At 42.2% G+C, this 24,379-nt stretch carries 24 protein-coding genes; 4 read left to right on the forward strand and 20 right to left on the reverse strand.

What is annotated here, in order from left to right; all coding sequences use genetic code 11:
* Positions 1-16: 16 nt before the first annotated feature.
* Positions 17-589, forward strand: coding sequence for a DUF1564 family protein (locus tag EHS15_RS05510; RefSeq protein WP_135759545.1), 573 nt, complete (start codon positions 17-19; stop codon positions 587-589).
* On the opposite strand, the gene EHS15_RS05515 is transcribed toward EHS15_RS05510, so the two are convergent.
* From EHS15_RS05515 to EHS15_RS05575, 13 genes are all read right to left on the reverse strand, one after another.
* A complete protein-coding gene (locus EHS15_RS05515; protein WP_135759546.1) occupies positions 575-1,108 on the reverse strand; it encodes a cupin domain-containing protein in 534 nt (177 codons plus the stop codon). The two genes, EHS15_RS05510 and EHS15_RS05515, sit on opposite strands and share 15 nt — an antisense overlap.
* A gap of 148 nt (positions 1,109-1,256) precedes the next feature.
* Entirely contained in the window at positions 1,257-2,699 is a 1,443-nt protein-coding gene (locus tag EHS15_RS05520) for an NADH-quinone oxidoreductase subunit N (protein WP_135759547.1), read from the reverse strand.
* On the reverse strand, positions 2,700-4,451 hold the full coding sequence (locus EHS15_RS05525; RefSeq protein WP_135759548.1) for a complex I subunit 4 family protein: 1,752 nt from the start codon (positions 4,449-4,451) through the stop codon (positions 2,700-2,702).
* 3 nt (positions 4,452-4,454) lie between these two features.
* Complete coding sequence (gene nuoL, locus EHS15_RS05530) at positions 4,455-6,386, reverse strand: NADH-quinone oxidoreductase subunit L (RefSeq protein ID WP_135759549.1); 1,932 nt, start codon at positions 6,384-6,386, stop codon at positions 4,455-4,457.
* A gap of 2 nt (positions 6,387-6,388) precedes the next feature.
* Positions 6,389-6,709, reverse strand: a complete 321-nt coding sequence (gene nuoK, locus EHS15_RS05535) for an NADH-quinone oxidoreductase subunit NuoK (protein WP_135759550.1) — start codon at positions 6,707-6,709, stop codon at positions 6,389-6,391.
* Positions 6,706-7,314, reverse strand: a complete 609-nt coding sequence (locus EHS15_RS05540; RefSeq protein ID WP_246051908.1) for an NADH-quinone oxidoreductase subunit J family protein — start codon at positions 7,312-7,314, stop codon at positions 6,706-6,708. The genes nuoK and EHS15_RS05540 overlap by 4 nt, the downstream gene beginning before the upstream one ends.
* On the reverse strand, positions 7,311-8,381 hold the full coding sequence (gene nuoH, locus EHS15_RS05545; RefSeq protein ID WP_135759552.1) for an NADH-quinone oxidoreductase subunit NuoH: 1,071 nt from the start codon (positions 8,379-8,381) through the stop codon (positions 7,311-7,313). Before nuoH ends, EHS15_RS05540 begins: the two co-directional genes overlap by 4 nt.
* A 19-nt stretch (positions 8,382-8,400) precedes the next feature.
* Positions 8,401-9,699 carry an NADH-quinone oxidoreductase subunit NuoF gene (gene nuoF, locus EHS15_RS05550; RefSeq protein ID WP_135759553.1) on the reverse strand — a complete coding sequence of 433 codons (1,299 nt, stop codon included), beginning with the start codon at positions 9,697-9,699 and terminating at the stop codon, positions 8,401-8,403.
* A gap of 2 nt (positions 9,700-9,701) precedes the next feature.
* Complete coding sequence (gene nuoE / locus EHS15_RS05555; protein WP_135759554.1) at positions 9,702-10,187, reverse strand: NADH-quinone oxidoreductase subunit NuoE; 486 nt, start codon at positions 10,185-10,187, stop codon at positions 9,702-9,704.
* Positions 10,188-11,408, reverse strand: coding sequence for an NADH-quinone oxidoreductase subunit D (locus tag EHS15_RS05560; RefSeq protein ID WP_210416299.1), 1,221 nt, complete (start codon positions 11,406-11,408; stop codon positions 10,188-10,190).
* A gap of 13 nt (positions 11,409-11,421) precedes the next feature.
* Positions 11,422-11,946, reverse strand: a complete 525-nt coding sequence (locus EHS15_RS05565) for an NADH-quinone oxidoreductase subunit C (RefSeq protein ID WP_135759555.1) — start codon at positions 11,944-11,946, stop codon at positions 11,422-11,424.
* The gene (locus tag EHS15_RS05570) at positions 11,943-12,503 is read right to left on the reverse strand and encodes an NADH-quinone oxidoreductase subunit B (RefSeq protein ID WP_135759556.1); all 561 of its coding nucleotides are present in this window, start codon (positions 12,501-12,503) and stop codon (positions 11,943-11,945) included. Before EHS15_RS05570 ends, EHS15_RS05565 begins: the two co-directional genes overlap by 4 nt.
* Positions 12,494-12,871 (reverse strand): NADH-quinone oxidoreductase subunit A, encoded by a 378-nt coding sequence (locus EHS15_RS05575; RefSeq protein WP_135759557.1) that lies wholly within the window; start codon positions 12,869-12,871, stop codon positions 12,494-12,496. Before EHS15_RS05575 ends, EHS15_RS05570 begins: the two co-directional genes overlap by 10 nt.
* Before the next feature lie 427 nt (positions 12,872-13,298).
* Between EHS15_RS05575 and EHS15_RS05580 the strand changes: the two genes are divergently transcribed.
* The 3 genes from EHS15_RS05580 to EHS15_RS05590 all read left to right on the forward strand — a co-directional run bounded on the left by EHS15_RS05580 (position 13,299) and on the right by EHS15_RS05590 (position 19,313).
* Complete coding sequence (locus EHS15_RS05580; protein WP_135759558.1) at positions 13,299-15,590, forward strand: GAF domain-containing SpoIIE family protein phosphatase; 2,292 nt, start codon at positions 13,299-13,301, stop codon at positions 15,588-15,590.
* 516 nt (positions 15,591-16,106) lie between these two features.
* On the forward strand, positions 16,107-17,711 hold the full coding sequence (locus tag EHS15_RS05585) for an acetate--CoA ligase (RefSeq protein ID WP_135759559.1): 1,605 nt from the start codon (positions 16,107-16,109) through the stop codon (positions 17,709-17,711).
* 69 nt (positions 17,712-17,780) lie between these two features.
* A complete protein-coding gene (locus tag EHS15_RS05590) occupies positions 17,781-19,313 on the forward strand; it encodes a fumarate hydratase (protein WP_135759560.1) in 1,533 nt (510 codons plus the stop codon).
* Positions 19,314-19,328: 15 nt separating this feature from the next.
* On the opposite strand, the gene EHS15_RS05595 is transcribed toward EHS15_RS05590, so the two are convergent.
* The 7 genes from EHS15_RS05595 to EHS15_RS05625 all read right to left on the reverse strand — a co-directional run bounded on the left by EHS15_RS05595 (position 19,329) and on the right by EHS15_RS05625 (position 24,378).
* Entirely contained in the window at positions 19,329-20,603 is a 1,275-nt protein-coding gene (locus EHS15_RS05595; protein ID WP_425460626.1) for a replication-associated recombination protein A, read from the reverse strand.
* Between the two features lie 12 nt (positions 20,604-20,615).
* Positions 20,616-20,837, reverse strand: a complete 222-nt coding sequence (locus EHS15_RS05600) for a hypothetical protein (protein WP_135759562.1) — start codon at positions 20,835-20,837, stop codon at positions 20,616-20,618.
* A gap of 4 nt (positions 20,838-20,841) precedes the next feature.
* Complete coding sequence (locus EHS15_RS05605) at positions 20,842-21,450, reverse strand: YqaA family protein (protein ID WP_246051909.1); 609 nt, start codon at positions 21,448-21,450, stop codon at positions 20,842-20,844.
* 7 nt (positions 21,451-21,457) lie between these two features.
* Positions 21,458-22,018 carry an aminoacyl-tRNA hydrolase gene (gene pth / locus EHS15_RS05610; protein WP_135759563.1) on the reverse strand — a complete coding sequence of 187 codons (561 nt, stop codon included), beginning with the start codon at positions 22,016-22,018 and terminating at the stop codon, positions 21,458-21,460.
* Between the two features lie 3 nt (positions 22,019-22,021).
* Positions 22,022-23,551 (reverse strand): (R)-citramalate synthase CimA, encoded by a 1,530-nt coding sequence (cimA, locus tag EHS15_RS05615; RefSeq protein WP_135759564.1) that lies wholly within the window; start codon positions 23,549-23,551, stop codon positions 22,022-22,024.
* The gene (locus tag EHS15_RS05620) at positions 23,548-23,823 is read right to left on the reverse strand and encodes a Smr/MutS family protein (protein ID WP_135759565.1); all 276 of its coding nucleotides are present in this window, start codon (positions 23,821-23,823) and stop codon (positions 23,548-23,550) included. Before EHS15_RS05620 ends, cimA begins: the two co-directional genes overlap by 4 nt.
* Positions 23,824-23,964: 141 nt before the next feature.
* Positions 23,965-24,378, reverse strand: coding sequence for a response regulator (locus EHS15_RS05625; protein WP_135759617.1), 414 nt, complete (start codon positions 24,376-24,378; stop codon positions 23,965-23,967).
* Position 24,379: the final 1 nt, after the last annotated feature.

Consider the following 24,379-nt stretch of genomic DNA (forward strand, 5'->3'; position numbering starts at 1 on the left):
AAAAACAAATTCAAACATGGATGCAGCCTATTTTCCCTCTTCTTATGTTTCGGAACCATACGATGATTCTGCTTTTTCCAGCGAACAGGAAATCGATTTTTGCTTCGAATCCTTCAAAACGGTAAATACTTCTTTTTTGGTCCCAGAAGAGTTTCTAAATATTCTATTCCATCGAAAGAAAGGAACTTTCTCTTATAAGATCCGCTGCCTGTTGGAAGAGTCCGCTTTCATGATTTATTACGGAAAACTCTCCCGCAAAAAAAACAAACTGACCCGATCCTATCAAAAGAAAGATCAATCTCTGAAAAAAGTCAGCTGCAGGGTATGGGAAAGTGATTTATTGGAAATGGATTTGATGGCTCAGTCTTTGGGTATTTCCAGAAGCCATCTTCTTTCGCTTTTGTTAGAATGGGAATCGTTAGGTTGGTTAGCTGTGGTGAGGGGGTTGGGGGGTGTGAGAGATACCACGTCCCTCCAACGCCTCCAAGTTCATCAACTCTATGATAGAACTGCCTATCCCTTTCCTATTTATAAAACATCAATCAAACAATATATAGATCCAGGAAGGAACTATTTATACACCAGCTAATACTTTAGTCTCATCCACATAAACGGGAGTCCAACCGCTGTTATCTTTAAAATAGCGGACAGCTTTGATGCGGAAAGCTTCATCTAAGGTGAACCAATGATTTGTATTTTCCGGAATGGAGATAAAATCTCCCTTAGCGACGTGAACTTCAAATTTTTCACCGCCAATAATGAATCCGAAAACACCGGAACCGTCTATGATATAACGAACTTCTTCATCCGTGTGAATATGCAGCTTGTCGAATTTAGCTAAAACATCCTTAATGCCAGGAACTTCATCGTGTAGAACAACTAAATCTCTCGCTTTATAGCCGAATTTATCCTTCAATTCTTGGAATCTATATTCAAGACCTGAAAGCAACTCTTCTTTTTCGGCATCGTTCAACGACTTTTGATTGAGAATGGGATCCAAAGCATCCGGAGCAGAAAAAGATTCATACACAATGCCTTTTCCAGTCAGAAACTGCTTCACTTTGTCATTTTCTTTGATTACTTCGTTTTTTCTAAGAATCGTTGCCATATTGTCCCTCTTTCTCTATTGAAATATGAAAAGCTTCTTTTTCTACGATTGTCCTAGTCCGGTATAATGCAAACCTTTTTCTGCTATTATGGAATTATTTCTGCTATTACGAACCAGGAAGGGGTTGTCTGTAAGAAGTACCACAATCCTACAGAAAAAACCCCGGCTGAAAGAAAATCCATCCAAAGGAAAGGATTAAAACTGTAATACCTACCACAATCCCTATCCCCGGCTGGCTCATCAACGAGCCTTCGGAAGCAATCTCTCCTAAATCCGACTTCATATAAGACTGAATTGTGATTTTCATATAATAATAGAAAGCGATCGCCGAATTTGCCACGGCCACAAACAGAATCACACGATTCACTAAAGAATCCGACTCTGCGATTTTCTGAAGCAGAAACAATTTAGTCCAAAAGCCGATCAAAGGAGGAAGGCCGGCAAAGGAAAGAAAGATCACGGAAAGAGCGATCGAAGTCCAGGGAAAAGAAGCACTCAAATGAGAAATCGATTCGAGGGTCACGATTCTTTTGCCCTCTTCTAAATAGGTCAACACACCGAATGCAGCCAGATTCATAAGCGAATAAAGGAAAAGATAATACAAAGCTTCCAGGTTAGCACCGCAAGCAATCCCAGCACAAACATATCCCGCATGCGAAATGGAAGAATAAGCCAATATACGTTTAACATTTGTTTGGCGAAGAGCGACTATATTTCCCCAAGTCATGGAAAGAAGCCCGATCCCTCCGATCAATATCTTCCAAGATTCTCCCGTATAACCGGAAGGAATATGTTGAAAAAGAACCATAAGCAGTCCCATAGCAGACGCTTTTCCTGCGGATGCCATAAAACCCGTGATAGGTGTCTGAGCTCCTTCGTAAACATCAGGAGTCCAAGCATGGAACGGAACCAGTGCGGACTTAAAGAAAATCCCGATTAAAAAAAGACCGAAACCTAACTTGGAATAATTGGACTCGAAACCTTTTAGAAAAAGCCCCCGTAAGGCACCGTCTAAATTCGTTGTACCGGAACCTCCGTACAAAAAGGCGATTCCTAAAAGCATAAACCCGGAACTGAAAGCACCCAAAATAAAATACTTCATTGCAGACTCCAAAGAATGCAAAGAAGAACGTGCCATCCCGATCATGATATAAAGGCATAAAGAAAGAATTTCCAATCCTACGAAAATGACGATGAAGTCATAACCGGAAGTAAGGAACATCATCCCTGTGATACAAAAAAGAAGTAGGGGAAAAAATTCAGGAAAAAGAGACTTGTTCGACTCCAAAGACTTAGGAGCAATCAAAAGAGTGGCGATACCAGCTAACAAATAGATCACATTCAACCAAACTGTCATCGGGCTGATCGATACCTGAGATAAAAAATACTTACCGTATCCTGGGCTTTGCGTCGCATACCATACGGAAAACAAAGAAGCCAAAAGTCCGATCAAACTCACAACCCAGAGAGGGGTGGATTCTTCTTTCTTCGGCAAAAGGAATTGAATCACCAAAAGCAAAATCCCAGTGCCTGATAAAATCAGCATTGGCAAAATAGCGAAAAGATCATTTGTATTCGGGATGTAAGACATTTATTTTTTTCCCTCTGGAATCACCGTTTCTAAGTTAGGAGAAAAATCGGACTCAATCTTTTGTTCGATTCCTTCCAAGTTCTCATGACCGCTTTCCTCTTTCGAATGAGAAGAAGGAATGGTAGGATGCAGCTTTAAAGAATAAGGAGAAGCATACTTCCCCAACCTCTCTTCATAACTCAAAAGAGGTGCACCTAAAGAAATATAATCCGTAAATACTTTACCTACCGGTTGCCCTGCAAAATCCCGAATCGGATTCGTTCTTGCTTGAATCGATGTTACGGAAGCGGAATTCAAAAAGACTCTGGCTGAAGGTTTCAAAATGTCAAGAAAAGGTTGAGGATAAATTCCTATCCAAAAAATAGCGACGACCAAAGGAGTGAGTAAACTGATCTCTCTAAAACTAAGATCCTTATAAGGTCTCGCTTGGATGGTTTTGTTCATCCCGAATAAGAAACGTTTGACGAACCAAAGTAAATACAAGGCTCCGAAAACGACTCCGAAAGAAGCAAGCCCGCCCAAATAATAATTCGCCTTTATGCTTCCTACTAAGATCAAAAATTCGCCAATAAAGCCGTTGGTACCAGGGAGACCTACGGAAGACAATACAGCTAACATAAAAAAGATGGAAAAAATAGGCATTTGTTTGGCAAGCCCACCGAACTCGGAAATATCTCTAGTTCTCGCTCTTTCATAGATCATCCCGATCATAAGGAACAACATCCCCGTGGAAATACCGTGGGAGATCATCTGCAGCATCCCGCCCACAGCACCTTCTTCCGTGAAAGAAAAAATACCTAAAACACAAAATCCTAAGTGGGAAAGAGAACTATAAGCTATGATTCTTTTGATATCTTTCTGAACCAAAGCTGCCATAGCACCGTAGATGATTCCCACGACAGCCAGAACCTGGAAGATTTCCTTCGTTTCCAAACTGATTCCCGGAAAAAAAGGAATACAGAAACGAATGAATCCGTAAGCACCGATCTTTAAAAGCACACCCGCCAAATCCACCGAACCAACGGTAGGTGCCTGAGTGTGAACATCCGGCATCCATGTATGAAAAGGGAAAAGTGGAATTTTTACGGAGAAGGCGATTGCAAATGTAAAGAACAAAAACACTTGTAAAAATGCAGGAAAAAGAGAAAGATCCACAGTGGAAAGGGACTCTATGGAAGTTTTTCCCGTCTTAAAATAAAGAGTGAGAATCCCTCCTAACATAAACAAGGAACCTGCCATAGAGAATAAGAAATATTTTAAAGCAGCCTTTGTGCGTTCCTCTCCTCCCCAGACCCCGATCATAAGTGTCATAGGAAGAACCATCATCTCCCAGAACACATAAAACAAAACCAAGTTACCTGCAGCAAACACACCCAAGACGGAAGTTTCCAATACCAATAAACAGATATGAAACTCTTTTATCTTCTTAGGAATATTGGACCAAGAAGCGATGCTGGAGATAAAAAACAAAAATGCAGTCAGTGCGAATAGCAGAAGGGACAATCCGTCCAACCCCAAATGATAATCGACACTCAGCCTGCCGGATACGATCCAATCCGGAATCCAATGCACAAATTGAAGACCACTGTTGTCCGTATCAAAAAAGAAAAACAAAGACAAAGAAAGAATCGTAGTAAATGCGGAAGAAAGAGCGGAAATCAAAACGATCGCCCCGACCCTTTTCTGAAAGGTGATCAGAAGAGATCCGATCAGAGGGAGAAGGATGATGATGGATAAAATTTGAGTGGGCATCGTTTAGACTCCCCTAACCAAAAGATATAAGATGATACCGAAAGACCCTAGAACGATATAAAGAGCGTAGTCTCCTACAAATCCAGTTTGGATTCTCCTTAAACCGAGACCTACCCAACCGATCCCATAACCTATGCCAACAAAAAAGCGATCGATCACCAAACGATCGAATACGAAAGCAATCAAATGGGAAACGGCAAGATACGGACGAACGATTAGAAAATCATAGATTTCATCTACATAGTATTTATGAAATAGGATTTTACGGAATCCGGTATGTTCTTCCAGAATCTCCGACTTTTTCCATTGATACAATAAAAAGGAAAGCAGGATTCCTAAGACGGCGATGACAACAGAGAACAAAGCTAAGTTCAACTCATCCGCACCGGAAAGTTCATTCAAACGAACAGCCGTTCCTTGTGCAGTAGAAAGATCGATTCCCGGTTTTAATACGGGAGCAAAATAAGAACTGAGAGTGTGTCTGTTTAAGAAAAAATGAGGAGTTTGTAAAAACCCCATTCCTGCGGAACCCACAGCCAATAGAATTAAAGGAAGAGTCATGGAAAGAGGAGATTCATGAATCACTTTGCCATGAGTGTCCGTATTGTCTTTCGCAAAGAAAACTACGAACACCAAACGGAACATATAGAATGCAGTGAAAAAAGCTGCGACTACGCCTACAGTCCAAAGGATAGGACCGAACTTTGGATAAAGGAAAGCTTTTTCTAAAATCAAATCTTTGGAGAAAAATCCGGAGAAAGGAAAGATCCCTGCGATCGCAACCGTTCCAATCAGAAAAGTCCAAGCAGTGACTGGAATCTTGGAAAACAATCCGCCCATTTTACGAATGTCCTGCTCATGATGAAGAGCATGAATCACAGAACCGGCACCCAAGAAAAGTAGGGCTTTAAAGAAGGCATGAGTCATTAAGTGAAACAAACCTGCCGCATAACTTCCTACTCCCATCGCAAGAAACATAAAACCTAACTGAGATACTGTGGAATAAGCCAATATCTTTTTGATATCGTTCTGTAACACACCTATAGTTGCCGCAAAGATTGCAGTAAAAGCACCTACGCAAGCGATGAAAAAAGAAGTGTCAGGGGCTAACAAAAATACGAAATTCAAACGGGCGATCAAAAACACCCCAGCCGTCACCATCGTTGCGGCATGAATCAAAGCGGATACGGGAGTAGGACCCGCCATCGCATCCGGCAGCCAAACATAAAGAGGAACTTGAGCCGACTTACCCATGGCTGCGATAAAAAAGAAAAGAGCGATGATGTTTGCGAATCCTGCAAATCCGGCAATGCCTGGAATGGAAGTCTGTAAATCCGCATAACGAACACTTCCCGCAATCCAGAACAAAAACCCTGTTCCTAAAATAAATCCCACGTCACCGATACGATTCAACACAAAGGCTTTCATTCCTGCAGCCGCTGCGGAGTTTTTTTCGTATTCGAAACCGATGAGAAGATAAGAACAGAGCCCCACTCCTTCCCAACCGAGGAAAGTCAAAACTAGGTTGTCGGAAAGAACCAAGTTTAACATGGAGAATACGAATAAGTTTAAATAAGCGAAAAAGCGGTTGTATCCCGGATCGGTCTTCATATAACCCATAGAATACAAATGGATCAATGTACCGATTCCGGTGATGATCAGGCACATATACAAAGATAACTGGTCGATTTGATAAGCGATATCCGCTTGGAAATTTCCCACATGAATCCAAGGGAACAGATTCACAAGATGGGGAGCCGTTCTTTCCATAGGACGAAATTCGAAAAAGGAAGCAAGTGTGATCAAAAAGGAAAGAAAAACGGTAAGAGTCCCGATCACTCCTGCAAAACGAGCAGGAATTTTATTTCTCAGAAGCGCATTGTGCAGGAATCCGAGTAAGGGAAGTAAGACGACTAACGGGAATATGTCTAACATGGTTACCACTTCATAGTTTGCAATTCATCTACATTGGAAGACTTTGTATGACGGAAAATTGCGATCACAAGAGCTAGTCCCACCGCTGCTTCCGCTGCGGCAATCGCCATCACAAAAAACACAACCACCTCTCCCGATACGTTGGAGAGAGTTTTGGAAAAAGTGACAAATACAAGATTCACTGAATTCAATATCAGTTCTACGGACATAAAGATGACTACCGCATTGCGGCGCATCAAAACGCCCAAAACCCCGATGGAAAATAAAATCCCAGCAAGGCCTAAAAAATAAGAAACCGGAATGCCGGAAATGAGTTCATTCATAAGATATTGTCCTTGGTCGTTTCACTTTCACCTAATTTCTTTTTGGCGAGAATGACTGCACCGATCACCGCAACAAGAAGGAGCAAAGAAATCAGCTCGAAAGGAAGAACGTATTCCAAATAGGTAGCGGCACCGACAGTCGCCACATTTCCTTGTGCAGGAACAGAACTAGTTCCTTGGATCGGATATTCATAAGAGGAAACTTCCGTCTTCGAATAACCTTTTCCTTCCGTTTGTGAAAAAGGAACTCCTGTTCCCAACGCAGAATACAAAGCGAAAAAGAACAAAACCGCAAGGAAAGAAAGAGCTGCGATTCGAATGGGACGGTTCAAAAACTGGGAAAGGTTCTCAGCCCTTTGAGATAAAAGCATCAGCACAAAAACCACAAGAACCATAATGGCTCCCGCATACACTAACACCTGCATCGTGGCAATGAACAGAGCACCCATAATTCCATAGATGCCCGCCAAAGAAAAAAAAGTAAAAACAAGAGACACGGCAGAGATCACAGGGTTTTTCTGAAAAACAACACTGAGTGCAGTGATGATTGCCACAGAAGCAAACAGGAAAAAGAATAAAAGTTCAGGATTCAGATCAAGATTCATAAGAACAATTTCACCCAAGCATCTTTCCAATACACGGTGTAAACGGAAGCGAACATCACCGCAAAAAGTCCCCAAGGAATCATTTTTTTCCAGCCCAGTTTCATCAATTGATCATAACGGAATCTGGGAAGAGTCCATCTCACCCAAATGAATAGGAATGCAAAAAATAAAACCTTACCGATGAAAAAAGCAAGTCCCGCAAAAGCTTCCCATTCCATACCTTTACCGATTCCGAAAGGAACATTGTATCCTCCGAAAAAGAGTAAGGTGGTGAGGCAGGACATAGTGATCATGTTCATATATTCCGCAAGGAAGAACATAGCGAATTTAAATGCACCGTATTCCGTATGGAATCCAACTACCAACTCCGATTCCGCTTCCGCCAAATCGAAAGGCAAACGGTTTGTTTCCGCAAACATAGCGGTTACATAAATGAAAAAAGCGACAAAACCAGGAGGAGTCAGTATGTTCCAAACATCCGACTGAGCATTACTAATTTCCGTTAAACGAAGAGAACCGGTCATGATCACGATTACCACAATGGAAAGTCCCATAGGAAGTTCGTAGCTGATCATCTGTGCCGTGGATCTAATTCCCCCGAGAAGAGAATACTTATTATTACTTGCCCATCCGGCGATCATGATTCCGTAGACTGCCATAGAGGAAACGGCAAGCAGATACAAAACCCCTGAATCAGGATTGGCAACTTGCAAGTCGATGGAGGCAACCCCTGTCAAAGCAGTGAGCCACTCAGGTGCAGGGATCGTTCCTCCGAAAGGAATCACTGCCCAAGCCATAATGGCGCAGGTCATGGAGATGGTGGGAGCCAAAAGATACATCCCTTTCGAGACGTTCTTAGGAAAAATTTCCTCTTTGGCGATAAACTTGATACCGTCGGCTAACGGCTGAAAGATACCGAAAGGACCCGCCCGATTGGGACCGGGACGATCCTGAATGAAACCGGCGAACTTACGTTCTGCGAGAGTATAATAAGCAACTCCCGTCAGAATGATCACAAAAAGAGCGAGAATTTTGATCGCCCATGCAAGAATAAAACCCCATTCCATTTGCTTCTAAATTGCCCTTTTAGCCGACATTGGCTACTTCTTTTTTCGATTGGTCTTCGTTTCCGACCGGTTTCAGCCTTTTGGCAAACTCGTCCTTGAACTTTTGCATTGTGGGCCGAACCGCCATCACACATGCATCCGCCAAAGGACAAATGGTAGTTCCCCCTTCCATATTGCGGGAAAGAGAGAAGATCAGATCCACATCTTTCTGTGTTCCATTGCCGTTTCTGATTTTACCTAAAATATCCGCAACCCAGTGAGTCCCTTCTCTGCAAGGAGTACACTGACCGCAGGATTCATGGGAATAAAACTCCGCCAAACGATATGTGGTTTCCACAAGATCAGCTTCCTCGGAAAGGATGATGACCGCACCGGAACCTAACATGGATTTGAGGCTGGCAATGGATTCGAAATCCATAGTCGCAGTCATCGCTTCCTCATAATTTAAAATCGGAGCGGAAGAGCCGCCGGGAATCACCGCTTTCAAATTTTTATCGTTTTTGATTCCGCCGCAAATATCATAGATCAACTCCTTCAAAGGAGTTCCCAGTTCCACTTCATAAATCCCCGGCTTTTTCACATGACCGCTGACTGCGAACATTCTGGTACCTGGAGATTTTTCCGTTCCTATCTTTTTGTATTCCTCACCTGTCATCGCAATGATATGAGGGACGTTACAAAATGTTTCCACATTATTGACTACAGTCGGGCAAGCGTACAAACCGGATACGGCAGGAAAAGGAGGCTTAAGTCTAGGATGGCCCCTCCTTCCCTCTAAGGAATTGATGAGTGCGGATTCTTCTCCGCAAATATAAGCGCCTGCGCCGGAATAAACTGCCAGATCGAAATCGAAGCCGGAACCTTGGATATTTTTTCCCAAAATCCCTGCGGCATACGCTTCTTCCACAGCCTTTTCTACGGTATCGAGTCCCTTTTTGAATTCTCCTCTGATATAAATATAACCTTGGTGGGAATCGATTGCTTTTGCGGCAATGATCATCCCTTCGATGAGCATATGAGGAAGTTTTTCGATGAGAAGTCGATCTTTGAATGTTCCCGGCTCCCCTTCGTCTCCATTGCAGATGAGATACTTAGGTTTGTCCGTTTTAGGAATAAAACTCCATTTGTTTCCCGTAGGAAAACCGGCGCCCCCTCTTCCCCTAAGACCTGAATTTTTCACATCGTTAATGATTTGTTCTGCGGTCATGGTAGTGAGAGCTTTTAAGGAAGATTGGTATCCTCCCACGGTACGATACTGATTCAGAGTGTGAGACTCCGGATGATCGATATGAGTTGTGATCAACTTACGTAGTCCCATAATTACCCCTTTTCCAATTCGTCCAAGATTTGATCTATTTTTTCAGGTGTAAGATTCTCATAATAACGATCGTTGATTTGAGCCACCGGGCCGAACCCACAAGCACCTAAACACTGTACTTCGGTAACGGTGAAGTTTTTATCTTTAGTGGTTTGCCCTTCTTCGATTCCCAGCTTACTGCAAACTTTAGCAGTGATGTCGTCAGAACCGGAAAGATAACAGGAAATGTTCGAACAAATTTGAACATGGTATTTTCCCACAGGCTTTTTATTGTACATGGTATAGAAAGTGGCTACACCATGGACATGAGCTAAGGAAACAGGATTGCCGATTCGATCGGCAATGTATTGCATTCCGTCGTGATCCACAAATCCTTTGTCTCTTTGCAAAAGAAACAAACAAGGAAGGATCAAAGAACGTTTGTTAGGAAATTGAGGAACTAGCTTTTGGAATCTTTTTTCTGATTCTTGTGAAAATTGATAGGACATCTAACAATCCAACTCCCCTGCGATTACGTTTAAAGAACTCATTGTGGCAATGGTATCCGCAAGAAGACCACCCTTTACCATCTGAGGGAAAGCTTGGTAATACCAAAAACAAGGTCTGCGAACATGAACTCTCCAAGGAGATTTTTCTCCTTCCGACACTACGTAAAAACCAAGTTCTCCGTTGGCAGCTTCCGTAGCATGATAGTATTCCCCCGGAGGAACTTTCACGCCATGCATGATGATCTTAAAGTGATAGATCAATTCTTCCATATTGCTATAGACTTTGTCTTTAGGAGGAAGAAATGTATGAGGAACATTTGCATGATAAGAACCTTCCGGAATTCCGTCGATCAGTTGTTCGATGATTCGGATGGATTGATGCATCTCTTCCATGCGAACTAAGGTTCTATGAAGTGCGGAACCGTCCTCTCCTACGGGAATATCGAAATCGACTTTGTCGTAGAGCATATAAGGATCGTCTTTTCTAACGTCCCAAGCCACTCCTGCAGCACGTAAGTTCGGCCCGGAAAAACCGTAAGCGATTGCATCTTCTTTAGAAATGCCTCCGATCCCATCGGTTCTTTCGTTGAAGATTTTATTTCGTATCAATAATTCGTGGAATTCGGCGATGGCAGGTTTGAGTCCCTTGATCACCAACTTGATTTCTTTTTGAAACTCAGGATAAATATCTCTCTCCATCCCTCCCACTCTGCAAAAAGTGGTAGTGAGTCTAGCGCCGGTTAGTTTCTCAAGAATTTGATATATGTTTTCTCTATGATGAAACAAGTGAAGCATCCCCGAGAAAGCCCCCAAGTCAACTCCCATGATTCCGTTGCAAATGATATGATCCATCAAACGGGAAAGTTCGGAGATGATCATTCGAACATAGGTCACTCGATCGGGAACTTGGATCTGCAACATCTTCTCTACAGTCAAAATCCAACCGATATTGTTCAAAGGGGTAGACACGTAGTTCATACGATCCGTACAAACCAAAAACTGGTTGTAGTCGTATCTTTCGCCTAACTTTTCAAAACATCTATGCACATAACCGATGACAGATTCCGCCTCTACGACTCTTTCTCCATCGATTTGAATTACGTTCTGTAAAATCCCGTGTGTGGCCGGATGAGAAGGTCCCAAGTTGACAAGCAAATGACCTTCGGGAAGTTCTTTGTATTTCTGGCCGAAATGTTCGGCGGTTTTTTCGTACATCACCATAAGATCTCCAAGCCTAAGATTGGCTTATATCCTCTTTGATATGGATGGTAAGTAAGTCTTCGATGAGGTAGTCTTGTCCCGGACCTTCCAAAGGAAAATCTTTGCGAAGAGGATGACCCACAAAATTATCGGGAAGGATGAGCCTTTCCATTCTAGGATGCTGAGAAAAGGAAATTCCGAATAGATCGAAAACTTCCCTCTCCGGCCAATTGGCTCCTGCGAAAATTTCAGTGATGCTAGGAACGGATTCCCCTTCTTCCACGGAAACCCGCAGTTGTATGCGGAAGTGTTTATTTTTTGGGGAACGAAGTAAATAAATGATTTCGAAACGAGTTTCTCTTTTTCCCAGCCAATCAACAGCTGTTAGATCGTTTAGATAGTCGAAACGAAATTCAGGATGATCTTTAAGAGCTTTTACTACAGGAACGATCCCTTCCGGTTTGATGCAGAAATAAGGAAGATTCGTGTTTATGTCCCTTCCCGTAACAAGGAAGTTGGAAAAATTGGATTCTAAGTAGGATTGGATCGATTCTTTCATGCAACAACAAGAGGTTTGTTCTTTTCGTTGATCTCTTGGATCTTTTTCATAATTTCCTGTCTTCTTGCATCCAGACCTTGTGCCTGCACTTTATTTTGCAGCTTTACAAGTGCGTCCAAAAGAGCTTCCGGACGAGGAGGACAACCGGGAACATAAACGTCCACAGGAAGAATGCGATCGACACCTTGTAACACTCCGTAGGTGTGAAACATACCACCGGAAGAAGCACAAGCTCCGACAGAGATGACAAATTTAGGTTCCGCAAGTTGGTCGTAGATTTGACGAAGGACAGGAGCCATTTTATAAGTGATGGTTCCTAAAACTAAAATCATATCTGCCTGCCTGGGAGAAAAAGAAGGACGTTCCGCACCGAAACGGGCGATATCGTAGTCGGCACAAGCTGTTCCCATGTATTCAATCCCACAGCAAGCAGTCGCAAAAGGATACGGCCAAAGAGAATAACTTTGTCCCCACTGAACCACATTTTCCAGTTTGGCCACTTGGAACATATCCCCGAACATTTCACCGGGCTTAGCTAAAACATCCGTTAATCCCATTCAAGCGCCCCCTTCTTCCATATATAATATAGACCGACCACTAAAATCAAAAGAAAGAAAAACATTTCGACAAGGAAGAAACCGCCTAATCCTGCGTTTTTGAAATTGATCAAATTGACGGCCCAGGGATAAAGAAAAACGGCTTCGATATCGAATAATATGAATAAGACGGCGACTAAGTAGAATTTGATGTTGAAGAGACCTCTTGCGTCCCCGTAATACGTAACACCGCATTCGAAAGTGTCGGCAGGCTTGGACTTTTTTTTCGGATTGAGAAGAAAGGCAAGCGATAGTATGACGGCGGAGAAGCCAAGTCCCAAAGCTAATTGAATAAGGATAGGTGCAAAACTATCTGGAGCAGAACCCATTCCTTAAATCATCTCATCACTTAGCGAATATGTCAAGGCGAGATTCTTTTTGGGATATTTTTATGATCAGAGAAGTAGATAAACCACAATCTTGAGAATCGTTCTCAAAAATATGTTTTCCTTTTGTACATTTAAAAAGAGGAAATACGAAAAGAGACCGAAGTCCCTTCTCATTTCCAGAAAGATCCATCTCAAAAAGTAAGATCCTAACAGGAAGGAACCACTCCACCAAACCAAAGTTAAACAAAATATAACGCTGTTTTTCTTCAAAAAAAAGAAGAAATACCAATCTCCCAGCAGTTTTATTAGAATTTTTGCATTTTGCACAGCACAATATACGCTATAACAGAATATTTATCCGCCATAACATATTTCTCCTTGCTCCCTCTCTCGCCCCTCCTTTTAGATCCAAAGGAAGGAAGCGACCATGTTTACAGAAGTAAGACCGAACTACAATCCCTACGAAATTTCCAGAGAATCTCAGGAAATCTTAGACAGCCTTTCCTCACTGATACTGTCCCCTCCTGCAGGAGACTTTTTTCAAACCAGAGTACAAAGACTGGCAAACGTTCTGCACCTATCAACCGTTTGGATTGCAGAATGGAAAAAGGAGACTTCCAACTTTCAGACCTTGGCTTTTCTCCATTCGGGAGAACATTTCCCTCCCCAAACTTATAATGCGAAAATAGCTCCCTGCTCGGAGGTAGTGGAAACAAAAACTTATTTTCACACTACGGATCTGGAGGATAAATATCCGGGATTCGAATCTATTCTTTCCATAAAAGGATCACATTATTTAGGTTATCCTCTTAAAGGAAGATCGGGGGAAATCATAGGAGTGATCTCCATCCTCAGCAAAAAGAATATTCCTCATCTCTCTCGAGTGATCCGCATCCTAGAACTGACTTCCGTACGAACTGCACAAGAACTGGAGAGAAGAAAGTCGGATACATACATATCTCATGCGATCGAATCCGTTTATTCACTGAGCCATGCATTGAAAGAAATTCACAGACTTGCCACTTCCCATTTCGATTCGATAGAAGATCTATTTTCCGGGTATTTAAAAACAGGCTTACAATTATTTCACTTTCAAATAGGAACCATCAGCAGACTGAAGCAGGATAAATACAGAATCGTTCGTGTAGAAGGAAAAAATACTACACTCAAACAGGGAGATCAGTTTCGGCTAGTAGATACTTTTTTTGCCAAAGCGGCCTCGAACAAAAAAACGATCTATCACGAGGATATATTCTCTTCGGATGAGGAATTACATAGAACTCTTTTCTACAAAGAATATGGCTTCGTAAAATCGATCGAAGTTCCCATTCTCATAGAAGGAAAAGTGGAAGGTTCCATCGGATTTTTTTCTACTGAGGCAGGAGGAATCCCCATCGAAGATTATTTTATAGAAGTGATCGAAATGATGAGCACAAGCATCGCCTATGAAATCGGAAAAAGAGAAGCCGCCGAGGAATTAGGAAGGATCAAACTCCACCAAGACGGAGATTATTATCTAACCTCTCTTTTGGTAAAACCGTTAGGCGGAACAAAGATAGAAAGTAAAAACGTAAAGGTCGAATTTCTCACCAAACAGAAAAAAGAATTTTCCTTCAAGGGAAAAGAGGGAGAGATCGGAGGAGATTTATCCGTAGCGCATACCGTTTTTTTAAAAGACAAAAGATATACCGTATTTATCAATGCGGATGCTATGGGGAAATCACTGCAAGGTGCGGCAGGAGCCCTCGTTCTAGGCGCAGTGTTCGGATCCATCATAGAAAGAACCAAAAACAGGGAGGAATATCAAAATTGGTATCCGGAACAATGGCTGAGAGAAACATTCCAAGAACTCAATAAAACTTTCGAAAGCTTCGATTATACGATGTTAGTGTCTTTGATTTTAGGGCTTTTGGAAGACGACTCAGGGCTTTTGTATTTCGTAAACGCAGAACATCCCAATTTGATTTTATATAGAGACGGAGTTGCCAGCTTTGTGGAAACAAGATATAGCTATTTGAAAATAGGAGCGACACTTCCCCAAGAAAGATTTGCCATCAATATATTTCCTTTGCAGAAAGGAGATATATTGATCGGAGGTTCGGATGGTAAGGATGATATCCTGGTTCACGGAGCTTGCAGCGGAAGTCAGTTTTTAAATACAGATGAAAAACTATTCTTAGAGCACGTAAGAAGAAGACAAGGAGATCTCAGAGGAATCGTTAGATCCATCCAACAAACGGGAGATATTACGGACGATTTGTCCTTATTCCGATTGGAATACGATCCTGATGAAAAAAATCGAACCGAATCCATTTCCGAGTCCAGCGGACCCAACCAGGAAATACTCAGAAGGTTGATTCGTTCCGAGATAACAAACAAAGAATATAAAAAAGCGGTCGCTTACGGAGAAAAATATATATCCGTCAGTGCGGACAGCAATTTCGTTCTACTATCCCTTTCCTTCGCCTATCAAAAATTAGGTAAAATAGAAAAAGCCATCGAATATTCGGAAAGGCTCTTGTTGCGAGAACCGAATTCATTGAATAATATTACCCATTTAGCTGTGTTATATGGAAAAAAAGGAGAATTCGAAAAGGCAAAAGAGTTTTTAAACCTAGCTACAAGTTCGGTTACGGATCCGAAACAATTGGATATATTAGAAAAATACAGAACACGAATCGAAAACGTGAACCTAAAACAAAGCAAGATCCCAGTCTAATAACGGGTTTATGCCGAGTTTGATTCTTTCTGAGAAGGAATTCCCATTCTCGATCCAAATTATTTTAGATGGCAATTATGACCACATCTATCAAGGATGACCGTAATCGTGCTGGCATGTTGACCTTAAACTTAAAAGAAACCAGGTTGAAATCCCAGGTGCCAGAGAGAATGGCATCTTACACTGATTATATAAGACCGGGAAGCGGCGAAAATAAAGAGAACAGCAACTAGTTTTTTAAGCGGTTCAAAAACACATAGGCATTTCAGTGCCTACAACGCCGGTCTTCTCTCACTATACAGTATAACAAATATTAAAGAGATGTCCAGGAGCAAGTAGGGTATAGACGATTCATCTACTTAAAGAACGGGAATCGGCAGGCAAAATCCCATTCGATGAATTGGAAGGAAAATATGAGAAAAAACTCCCCGATAGAGTGATCCTGGAAAACTGACCCTATATGGGATTTAATTGACACTGTACGAATATGTTACTTATAAAAAGGAAAATAATTTTATGACTGAATCAAACTTCTCATGGAAAATCCCGCAATATTTCAACATAGGTGTCGCCGTCACGGATTCCCATTTGGGAACTGAGAAAGAATCCAGAACCGCACTCGTGATCGAAAATGAAAACGGTGAAAAGGAGGAATGCGATTTTAAGACACTTTCTTTGTTATCTTCCCGATTTCATTTTTCACTTTCTCAATTAGGATACCCTAGAGACGTAAGAGTACTGATCCGGTTGCACAATTCGATCGCATATCCTGTCAGTTTTTTCGGAACTCTCAAATCGGGAGCGATCGCAACTCCCACCTCCACTCTTCTGACACCTAAAGAAGTGTCCTATATCGCAAAAGATTCGGGAGCACAAGTCATTGTTCTGGAAAAATCCATGTGGAAAGATCTGGAAAGTGAGCTTACGGAAGTCCTTCCTTTGAAAACAGTTTATCTTTCCGGAAAAGGAGAGATGCCTAAGTCGAACGGAAGATTCCGTTTTATCGATTTGGAAGAGGAACTTCCTAAAGAAATGAAACTTCCCGATCCAGTAGAGACAAAAGCGGACGATCCGGCTTATCTTGTTTATACATCGGGAACGACCGGTTACCCCAAGGGAGTGCTTCATGCACACAGAGCTTTGCTCGGAAGGCAACCTGCCAGCGAACATTGGTTTCATTTTCAAGAACACGATAGAATCCTACATTCGGGAAAATTCAATTGGACTTATGTTTTAGGGACTGCTCTTATGGATCCTCTTTACAGAGGTCATACTGTTGTTGCCTACGAAGGAAAAAATCATCCGGAACTTTGGCCTGAACTCATAGCAAGACACAACTGCACTATCTTTATAGGGGTTCCTACCGTTTACAGGCAAATCCTGCAAAAAACGAATTTCTCCAAAAAAGATGTTCCCTCTCTTCGTTATTGTATGTCTGCAGGAGAACATTTGTCAGACGAAGTGTTGAGTCTATGGAAAAGCCGTTTCGAGGTTCCTATTTACGAAGGTTTGGGCATGTCCGAATTTTCCTATTATATATCACAAAATAAAAACAATCCCATCAAACCGGGCTCCGCAGGAAAGATCCAGCCGGGACATATAGTGGACATAGTGGATCCGGACGGAAGGCCTGTATCTTTCGGAGAAGAAGGTCTGATTATAGTTTCGGAAAAGGATCCTGGACTCTTCCTTCGCTATTGGAATCTCCCCGAAGAGGATCGTAAGTCCAGAAAAAACGGATATTTCATCACAGGAGATTATGCTACAATAGATAAAGAAGGTTATATTTGGTTCATAGGAAGAAAGGATGATATCATCAATACCTTCGGGTACAGAGTGTCCCCTTACGAAATAGAAAGGGTTATGAAATCTCATCCTAAAATTTCGGACTGTGTTGCGATTGGAGAGGATGTGGGAAACGATAAGATACTCGTATCGTTATGTGTAATTCCTTATCCGGAAGAGACAATCTCGGAAGAGGATCTGATCGCCTATGGAAAGGAGCGGCTTGCGGAATACAAAGCACCTAAAAAAATCCACTTCTTTGAAAATTTTCCAAGAACAAAAAACGGAAAAATTCTAAGGAACGAAATTTTGCATTCTCTTCCCGTAAAAAAATAAGAAGAACGATTGGGTATACCGCAAAACTTTAATTAAAGATAGAATGAAAACAGGGAAAAACAAGATCCGATGACAAAAATCAGAATTCTTCCGGGCAATCATATTTCAGAATCAGTATTCCGTGCATTACAATATATTTCCGCCTATCATACAAAAGATTTTGTGGATGCAATGTATGATGCGTGGAAAAAAGAAGAATCTCCTCCTGCGAAAAACGCTCTCTTTCAGATCCTGAAAAATTCCAAAATGGCAGCATTCGGAAATCGCCCATTATGCCAAGACACTGGGATTGTAGTGGTATTCGTAAAAATGGGTTCTCATCTCATCATAGAAAGCGATAAAACCTTACAAGAATTAATTGATGATGGAGTGAGAAAAGCATATACCTTTCCTGAAAATCCTTTAAGAGCTTCCGTGGTGGCAAATCCGGAAAGTTTGAGAAACAACACGAAAGACAACACTCCCGCAATCGTTCATACGGAAATGGTCACAGGAAATGAAATCCATTTCTGGGTGGCAGCCAAAGGAGGAGGCTCTGAAAACAAAGCGAAATTCGCAATTCTAAACCCGAGCGATTCCATAGTCGATTTTGTTTTAGAATCCATTCCTAAAATGGGAGCCGGTTGGTGCCCCCCCGGGGTTTTGGGAATCGGGATCGGAGGAACCGCAGAAAAAGCAGTGCTTATGGCAAAACGTTCCCTGATGGATCCGATCGACATCCAAGATCTCAAACAAAAAGGCCCCAAAAACAACGTAGAGAAATTAAGATTAGAACTTTATGAAAAAGTGAATCGATTGGGAATCGGTGCACAAGGATTAGGCGGACTCACTACTGTCTTAGACGTAAAGATAGAAACCTTTCCCACACATGCAGCCTCGCTTCCCATCGCAATCATTCCGAATTGTGCCGCAACAAGACACATTCACTTCACACTGAATGACGAAAAAATTCCGGAGTTTATTCCTCCCTCTCTCGACGTTTGGCCTGATCCGGAAATGAAAGAGGACATATCTTTAGGCAAGGTAATCAACTTGGATACGATCACTCAAGAGGAAATCCGTTCTTGGAAATCAGGAGACAGACTTTTGTTAAGAGGAAAAATTCTGACGGGAAGAGATGCTGCTCATAAAAGAATGACTGAGATTTGGAAGGAAGGAAAAGAAATTCCCTTCGATCTGAAAGGTAAATTCATCTATTATGTCGGCCCCGTGGATCCTAAACCGGGAACGGACGAAGTGGTCGGTCCTGCCGGTCCCACTACATCCACTCGAATGGATAAGTTCACAGAACAAGTATTAGAGAGAACAGGACTTTTCGGAATGATAGGAAAAGCGGAGAGAGGAAAAGAGACAATCGATCTCATTCAGAAATTCGGCTCCGTTTATCTCATCGCAGTAGGAGGAGCGGCCTATCTGGTTTCTCAAGCGATTCGAAAATCTAAGATAGTCGCATTCGAAGATTTAGGAATGGAAGCGGTTCATGAGTTTGAAGTATATGATATGCCGGTTCTCGTTGCGGTGGATGCGAACGGGAAATCCATTCACGAAACAGGACCGAAGATCTGGAAAGAAAAAATCAAAGAGAAAGAAGCAAAAAAATAAGAACTTTCTAAATAACTAAAACGAGCCTTCTCCCCAAAGTTTGCGAAGCTGTTCTTTCAGATTTTTTTCCATACCTTGGTTCGTAGGCTCATAAAACCTAGGCGGTTTGGGATAAAATTCGTCCGGAAAGTATTTTTCCAAAACGAAATGATCCGGATAATCGTGAGGGTATTTATATCCCTTCCCCGCCCCTTCCTGTTTATGAGTGGCGGTAGGAGCATTTCTCAAATGATTCGGAATCGAATAACCCAGTTTTCCTTCCCGAACGTAAGCCAAAGCCTTATCGATTCCCAAATAACTTGCATTAGATTTAGGAGCGCTGGCCAAAAAGGTAGTACATTGGCCTAGAGGAATTCTCGCCTCAGGCATTCCGATTCTTTCCACAGCCTGCCAGGTTGCGATCGCCAAAGGAAGTGCATGAACACTGGCATTTCCCACATCCTCGCTTGCAAAAACGACAAGCCGCCTAGCAATGAATAGAGGATCTTCCCCTCCTTCCAACATGATCGCCAAATAATAAAGAGCCGCATCCGGATTGGAACCTCTCATAGACTTTATGAAAGCGGAGATCACATCGTAATGTTGGTCCTTGTTTTTGTCGTATTGAATGAGTCTGGCGCCCAAAAACCTTTCCACATGATCCAAGGAAATGGTTTCATTCGGTTCGGATTGAGAAAGAAGGCCTTCCAAAATTCCCAAAAGTTTTCTGGCGTCTCCCGCACTTGCATTTAAAATTTCAGTAACTGCGTCCTCGGAAAGTTTTCTGCCTTCCCCGACTTTTTCTAATGCCTGTTCAATGATGGATTTTGTTTCTCTTTCGTCCAAAGAATTCAAACGAAAGATTTGAGTTCTGGAAAGAAGTGCCCTGTTGATTCGAAAGGAAGGGTTTTCCGTAGTTGCTGCGATTAAAATCAAATCTCCTTGTTCTACGGAAGGCAGCAGTGCATCCTGCTGTGCGGAAGAAAAACGATGGATCTCGTCCAAAAACAAGGCAATCGTTCCTATTTTTTTCGTTTCTTCGATCACTTCCCTCAGCTCTTTTACTCCGCTCGTCACAGCGGACAAAAAACGTTTCGGCAATGACCATTTATCAACGATTAAATGTGCAAGAGTGGTTTTTCCGGTTCCGGGAGGGCCGTAAAATAATATGGATGTGGGTTTGGTTAAAGTGAGAACCTGTCTAACCACTTTTTCCTGCCCGAAAAACTGATCGAAGGAAGAAGGTCTTAGTTTATGGGCAAGCGGAACCTGTTTAGAAGGTTCCGGGAACAAAGAGGACATATCGCTAATTTTCCTGTAAAATCAGTTTTCTTCCAATTCTTTTTTCACTGCCATATAACAATTGTATATAGTTTCATTACATACGTCACAGCCGGAATGACAACATACGAGAGACCTTTCCGAAACTTTTCCGTCCACAAGATTTCTCACAAAAGCGGCAGTTCTGTCGGGAAGAAAGAAAAAACGAACCTTTTCGAGAATGATCTCATCCTTCGTTTTAGGGAACAATCTCTCTTCGGACATTCGTCTAGACTCCTGTCACCCAGCCGACATACATCGCATAAAAATAAACTCCAATTCGAGCGAATCGAAATAAGGAGCCGAAAAAGAACAATCTGTAACGCATCTTAAACGTTCCTACAGTATAGGCCATCCAAGAATAAGGAATGGGAGTGAGTGCGGCTAAAACGACTGCCCAAAAACCGTATCTTCTTACGTAAGGAAGAAGTTTGTCTTCGTAATGAAGCACCATCTGTCTCCCCAAATGAAAACGGGGGATAAAATAACGACCGATGGCATAAGCGGTGCTTCCTCCCAGAATGCTACCGATAGACATCCATAGGATCGTATAAAAAGGATTCATTTTGCCACTAACAGCCAACATAAGAAAGGCGTCTGGAGGAATGAATGCTGGTAGGCTGTCGGAAAGATACATTCCGAAAAACAATCCTCCGTAACCGAACAAACGAACAAACATACCGGAAAGGCCGAGCAACGGCTCTCTGAAGAAAAAAGCGAGACCGAATACGATTCCCACAACGATGACTATGGATACGACAGTCTGCAGAAGAATTTTTTTTAGTTCCGCTTCTATCGGAATTTCTTTGGATTTGTTTTCAGAAGGAAGGGATGTCAAAGTTATATTAACCTTTTTGTTGATTGAGTGCAGTGACGGAAACGGAAATCCAATCTTCTATTTTGCCGATACTCTCTTTCACCAAAGAGGGAAGAGCTGCTTTTTCTTCCGAATTGAAGTTTTGCAAAACGAAATCAATTACTTCGATCCCCCCTTTTTCTGGTCTGCCCACTCCGAAACGAAGTCTGTGAAAATCGGATCCTATCTTTTCCACTATGTCCTTTAGACCGTTGTGGCCGGCAGTTCCCCCACCGATTTTGTTCTTTAATTTTCCGAAAGGAAGATCGATTTCATCCTGCACCACCAAAACTTGAGAAGCGGGGATCTTAAAACTTTGGCAAAAGTTTTGCACCGCTTTGCCGGATAGATTCATATACTCGAGAGGTTTGACGATATGGAGTTTATAACCTTCTCCGGAATGGCTCGTTTCCGCAAACTTCTTCGATTCTTTCCAGGAAAGATTTTTCATTTTGGCAAACTCGTCCAGAACGATAAAGCCGATATTGTGACGGTTGAATTTGTATTTATCCCCGGGATTGCCGAGACCGACTAACAAAAGATGATGCATAAATTATCCTAAAATGATATGAAGTAGTTTTTCGGTCGCTTTGATCGCAGCCACTTGCTGATCGGAATCGATTCCTATAGTGCGAATCGGCTGCACGTCCGATTCCCTTTTCCAAGTAATTACTGTTTCGACAAGTGCATTCGTGTTTCCTCCGGGAGGAATACGAACCTCATAATCATATAACGGAGGAATAGTGACATTCAATTTATTTAGAATTTTGCCGAGAGCATTCATAAAGGCATCATAACCTCCGTCGCCCTCCCCCTTTTCCTGATATTTAGTTCCTTTGAACTGAACATGCAGATCGGCAGTAGGTTTGACACCGATTCCGCTCGTCACAGTACAGGCTTCTATCTGAAAAGAGGCGCTCATATTTTTACCGGAAATATCGGCAATGATATAAGGAAGGTCTTCTTTGGTGACCGTTTTGTTTTGGTCCCCCAATTCGATGACTTTTTGTAGGACTTGTTTTTCGATCTCCGGCGAAAGAACCATTCCCAATTGTTTTAAGTTCTCTGTAATGCTTGCTTTACCGGCTAACTTACCCAATGCGTAAACCCTGGTTCTTCCGAATCTTTCCGGCAGAATTAAGTTCGCATATAAATTTCCTTTTTTATCCCCGTCCGCATGAACCCCTGCCGTTTGGGTGAATACGTCCTCGCCCACAATCGGTCTGTTGTCGGAAATTCGTTTCCCGGAAAAAACCTCCACCAAACGGGAAGCATTCGTGATTTCTTTTTCCACAACATCGGTTTTAATTTTCAATTTATCGTGGATGGCAGTGACTACAGCTTCCAAAGGAGAATTGCCCGCTCTCTCTCCCAGTCCATTCACTGCGACGTGAAGCCCTTTTGCTCCCGACTGCACCGCCGCCATACAATTGGCAACCGCCAAATCGTAATCATTGTGGCCGTGAAATTCGAACCACAGATTGGGAAATAAATTTACAAGATCTTTGATCGCAAAACCGACTTCGTCGGGAGACAGAACACCCAAGGTATCCGCCAGATAGAACTTATCTATGGGAAACTTGGAAACAGTTTCCAAATATTGGATCACATAGTCTCTGGAATGGATGTATCCGTTGGACCAATCCTCCATATATACGTTGACCGCGATCCCGAATTTTTTACAATTCTCTACCGTCTCAGAAATTTCTGCAAAATGTTCCTCTGGAGTTTTTCGTAATTGGTTTGTTAAATGATTATAAGAACCTTTGGTAAGAAGATTTAGAACTTTAACACCCGTTTCCTTCATCCAATTCGCGGTTTTGTCGATGTCCACAAAACCCAAAATTTCGATTTTATCAGTAAGGCCTTCTCCCTTAGACCATTCGATGATTTTTTTGACCGCTTCAAATTCACCGGGAGAAACTCTTGCGCTGGCGATCTCCACACGATTCACCTTCAAATCACATAACAAAAATTTTGTGATATTCAGCTTTTGTTGCCAGGAGAAAGAAACGCCGTTGGTCTGTTCCCCGTCCCGCAAAGTGACATCTAAAATCTGAAGATTAGCCTGAGGAGTTTTCATTTTCTTAATCGATTTATATATTCTTTGGAAGGAGCCAAAATCTCCACTTGGGTGGCTCCCGGGTTGCCCCGAAACATAGGATCCCTGTCTACTAATTTCAGGAAATCGCAGGACTCTACGTAGTCAATCGCCATTCTTTGCAGGATTCCTTCTCCGATTCCGTGCAAAATTTCCACAAATTGTTCCCCATCCATAAAGGCGTCGTTGATTTCCTTTTCCAACTTCAACCTTGCCTCTTCGAATCTAAGCTTTCTGATATAGATGGTACGCATAAAAAATGGCTCTGAACCCATTTCAAAATTATGCCTGAAATTGTTTAGGATTTTTGAAGATTCAAGAGGGATTTTTAAAAAGAAAGAAAGCCGAAAAACGAGATTTTAGGGAAAGGGAAGGAGTCCCCTTCCTCGGAAATATTAATTTTTGTTACAGCAAACCTTCACGGCATCCATCAATTGTTTGGAGTCCCAAGGTTTAGGCAGAACCGCATAAGTCCCTGCTTCCTTTTTCACTCTTTCGATGGCGGCTTCATCCACATGGCCTGTGATCATAATCGAACGAATGTTTGGGTATTTTTTGTGGATTGTGATGAGAAACTCGTCTCCTTTCAAACCGGGCATCAGCCAATCGGAAAGGATTAAAATCACATTCACTCCCGTACTGACCAGCTCATCGATTACCGACAATGCTTCGTTAGCACTTAAAGCGACTTCATATTGGAACTCGCTTCCGAATTGTTTTTTCAATTCTTCCTTAAGTGCAATGAGAATGATCGGTTCGTCATCCACACATAAAATCGCACTTTGTTCCGTTTCGGTTTGGGTTTCCATC

Origin of the sequence: Leptospira idonii (genome assembly GCF_004770995.1) — a bacterium.
Taxonomy (GTDB): domain Bacteria; phylum Spirochaetota; class Leptospiria; order Leptospirales; family Leptospiraceae; genus Leptospira_A; species Leptospira_A idonii.

Excerpts from the sequence above, each read along its gene's own strand:
- EHS15_RS05510 (WP_135759545.1), top strand. The coding sequence starts at position 17 with ATGGATGCAGCCTATTTTCCCTCTTCTTATGTTTCGGAACCATACGAT.
- EHS15_RS05515 (WP_135759546.1), bottom strand. The coding sequence starts at position 1,108 with ATGGCAACGATTCTTAGAAAAAACGAAGTAATCAAAGAAAATGACAAA.
- EHS15_RS05520 (WP_135759547.1), bottom strand. The coding sequence starts at position 2,699 with ATGTCTTACATCCCGAATACAAATGATCTTTTCGCTATTTTGCCAATG.
- EHS15_RS05525 (WP_135759548.1), bottom strand. The coding sequence starts at position 4,451 with ATGCCCACTCAAATTTTATCCATCATCATCCTTCTCCCTCTGATCGGA.
- nuoL (WP_135759549.1), bottom strand. The coding sequence starts at position 6,386 with ATGTTAGACATATTCCCGTTAGTCGTCTTACTTCCCTTACTCGGATTC.
- nuoK (WP_135759550.1), bottom strand. The coding sequence starts at position 6,709 with ATGAATGAACTCATTTCCGGCATTCCGGTTTCTTATTTTTTAGGCCTT.
- EHS15_RS05540 (WP_246051908.1), bottom strand. The coding sequence starts at position 7,314 with ATGAATCTTGATCTGAATCCTGAACTTTTATTCTTTTTCCTGTTTGCT.
- nuoH (WP_135759552.1), bottom strand. The coding sequence starts at position 8,381 with ATGGAATGGGGTTTTATTCTTGCATGGGCGATCAAAATTCTCGCTCTT.
- nuoF (WP_135759553.1), bottom strand. The coding sequence starts at position 9,699 with ATGGGACTACGTAAGTTGATCACAACTCATATCGATCATCCGGAGTCT.
- nuoE (WP_135759554.1), bottom strand. The coding sequence starts at position 10,187 with ATGTCCTATCAATTTTCACAAGAATCAGAAAAAAGATTCCAAAAGCTA.
- EHS15_RS05560 (WP_210416299.1), bottom strand. The coding sequence starts at position 11,408 with ATGGTGATGTACGAAAAAACCGCCGAACATTTCGGCCAGAAATACAAA.
- EHS15_RS05565 (WP_135759555.1), bottom strand. The coding sequence starts at position 11,946 with ATGAAAGAATCGATCCAATCCTACTTAGAATCCAATTTTTCCAACTTC.
- EHS15_RS05570 (WP_135759556.1), bottom strand. The coding sequence starts at position 12,503 with ATGGGATTAACGGATGTTTTAGCTAAGCCCGGTGAAATGTTCGGGGAT.
- EHS15_RS05575 (WP_135759557.1), bottom strand. The coding sequence starts at position 12,871 with ATGGGTTCTGCTCCAGATAGTTTTGCACCTATCCTTATTCAATTAGCT.
- EHS15_RS05580 (WP_135759558.1), top strand. The coding sequence starts at position 13,299 with ATGTTTACAGAAGTAAGACCGAACTACAATCCCTACGAAATTTCCAGA.
- EHS15_RS05585 (WP_135759559.1), top strand. The coding sequence starts at position 16,107 with ATGACTGAATCAAACTTCTCATGGAAAATCCCGCAATATTTCAACATA.
- EHS15_RS05590 (WP_135759560.1), top strand. The coding sequence starts at position 17,781 with ATGACAAAAATCAGAATTCTTCCGGGCAATCATATTTCAGAATCAGTA.
- EHS15_RS05600 (WP_135759562.1), bottom strand. The coding sequence starts at position 20,837 with ATGTCCGAAGAGAGATTGTTCCCTAAAACGAAGGATGAGATCATTCTC.
- pth (WP_135759563.1), bottom strand. The coding sequence starts at position 22,018 with ATGCATCATCTTTTGTTAGTCGGTCTCGGCAATCCCGGGGATAAATAC.
- cimA (WP_135759564.1), bottom strand. The coding sequence starts at position 23,551 with ATGAAAACTCCTCAGGCTAATCTTCAGATTTTAGATGTCACTTTGCGG.
- EHS15_RS05620 (WP_135759565.1), bottom strand. The coding sequence starts at position 23,823 with ATGCGTACCATCTATATCAGAAAGCTTAGATTCGAAGAGGCAAGGTTG.
- EHS15_RS05625 (WP_135759617.1), bottom strand. The coding sequence starts at position 24,378 with ATGGAAACCCAAACCGAAACGGAACAAAGTGCGATTTTATGTGTGGAT.